2 protein-coding genes and 1 tRNA gene are annotated in these 1,869 nt (G+C 34.2%); all 3 read left to right on the plus strand.

All coding sequences use genetic code 11. From position 1 onward, the window contains the following. Positions 1–606 (plus strand): DnaA regulatory inactivator HdaA (gene hdaA, locus ACFIL8_RS09680; protein WP_375689598.1); only part of this gene is annotated, 606 nt, incomplete at its 5' end. 710 nt (positions 607–1,316) lie between these two features. Further along, positions 1,317–1,393, plus strand: a tRNA-Pro gene (locus ACFIL8_RS09685). Positions 1,394–1,482: 89 nt separating this feature from the next. Then, positions 1,483–1,788: an ETC complex I subunit gene (locus ACFIL8_RS09690; RefSeq protein ID WP_375671875.1), complete on the plus strand. Its 306-nt coding sequence runs from the start codon at positions 1,483–1,485 to the stop codon at positions 1,786–1,788. Positions 1,789–1,869: the final 81 nt, after the last annotated feature.

A 1,869-nucleotide genomic window follows, 5' to 3' on the forward strand; every position in this document is an offset into this window, starting at 1 on the left:
AATCGTATGGCTTTTCAGCTTATTGATCACTGGCCCAATTGGAGCTTACCTATTGCAGTTTTGGTTGGTAAAGAAGGATCTGGAAAAACGCATTTTTCTAATATATGGCTCCAAAAAGCAGATGCTTTCAGGATTCAGCACAATGAACTTGATCAGGCTGTTACTATGGCTTCTTTAGGCAGATCATTTTTAATAGAGGATATTGATACAGGTGAAATCAATGAGACAGAACTTTTTCATTTAATTAACAGTATTAAGCAAGCAAATCTTGATGCACGACAGGCTACTTTATTGATGACGGCACAAACACTTCCTTCCGCTTGGAATTTAATGTTAAATGATCTAAAAAGTCGTCTTAATTCGGTGATGTTCGTTGAAATTAATCAGCCTGATGATGCATTGTTAACAGCTGTTGCATTTAAGCTTTTTTCCGATAGGCAACTTATTGTACATCCAGATACGGTTTATTATCTTGTAAGCCGTTGTGAACGTTCTTTATTTTCATTGAAGCGTGTTGTTGATTCTGTTGATCAGTTGGCATTACAAAGAAAAAGAAAAATAACACGTGCTGTTATTGCTGAAGTTTTAAATAGAAGAAATCCGTAAATACTCCTTATCATGGCTTAATTATTCTGTCCTTCTATTATCGTTTCAATATGTGGAAGACAAGTCATTTAAATTTTCTTCTTTTTGGATATCTATATAAGAGTAAAAAATAGTGTTTTTTACTCTTATCGTGTTTTTATTTTAAATAGCTTTGAGATTTTATTGTATGATGTTGAATTCTTACCATCTTCGCATTTGAAAATTTTTCTAAAAAGAGCGCTTTATTTTATTTATAATAAAACCTTTGTGCTTTGAAAAAATGTTTGTTGTTTATGGGTTTGGATTGTAGAAGATTCTAGAATTTTTAATAAAAGAGTCTTTGGGAAGATAGAAAAAGAGGGGAAAAAAGCTTAATACAGCTGAATTTTTTGGCTTATGTTCTCTTTGGGAAAGTTTTTCTATGATATTTAAGTCATTTTTTCTAAAATTGTATCTGTGGAATGTGTTTTGATACAATGAGAGCTTGCTTAAAACAGGATAAAAATTATGAAATCCTTATAGAGAAATTCGTTATTTTTTAATATAGATTGGATTTTCTTACGGAAGTTATTTTCTACTATTTGTCAATAAATTTGTTATTGAGTAGGGGGAAAAATTAAAAAATGTGCTTTTTTGTAAAGAAATGCAACAAAATTAAAAAAAAGTGTGTTTTTCTCTTGCACTTCTGTTGTGAAAATTTTAGGAAATGTGCATCAAGTAAATGTAAATGGCGGAGCGTAGCGCAGCCTGGTAGCGCACCTGATTTGGGATCAGGGGGTCGTAGGTTCGAATCCTATCGCTCCGACCATATTTGATTGAGTGTGTGAGAATGACCCAATTGGGTACTTGTGGTGAGAAACTATCATCCAAGCGTTGTGTAATCTGAAGGAAAAAGGCATGATCGCACGTATTTATAGTCCTGCTAAGACAGCTATGCAGTCAGGTAAGGGGAATACAGTTTTTTGGATTCTAGAGTATGAGCCAATGAAAGCAAAAATGCTTGAACCTCTTATGGGCTACACGGCAACGTCTGATATGAATAATCAGGTAAAGATTCGATTTAATAGGAAGGAAGAAGCGATTGCTTTTGCACGTAAGAATGCTATCTCTTACCGTGTAGAAAAGAAACATACATCGATTCGACGTGCTATTTCTTATTCTGATAATTTTCGCAGTGATCGGCAGCATTCTTGGACACATTGAATTGAAGATGCTATTTTGAATTGAGAAAATAATCAGTTGGGTCCCGTAGCTCAGCTGGATAGAGCAACGGCCTTCTAAGCC

Origin of the sequence: Bartonella sp. AP57NXGY (assembly GCF_042195805.1) — a bacterium.
In the GTDB taxonomy this organism is placed as follows: Bacteria; Pseudomonadota; Alphaproteobacteria; order Rhizobiales; family Rhizobiaceae; genus Bartonella.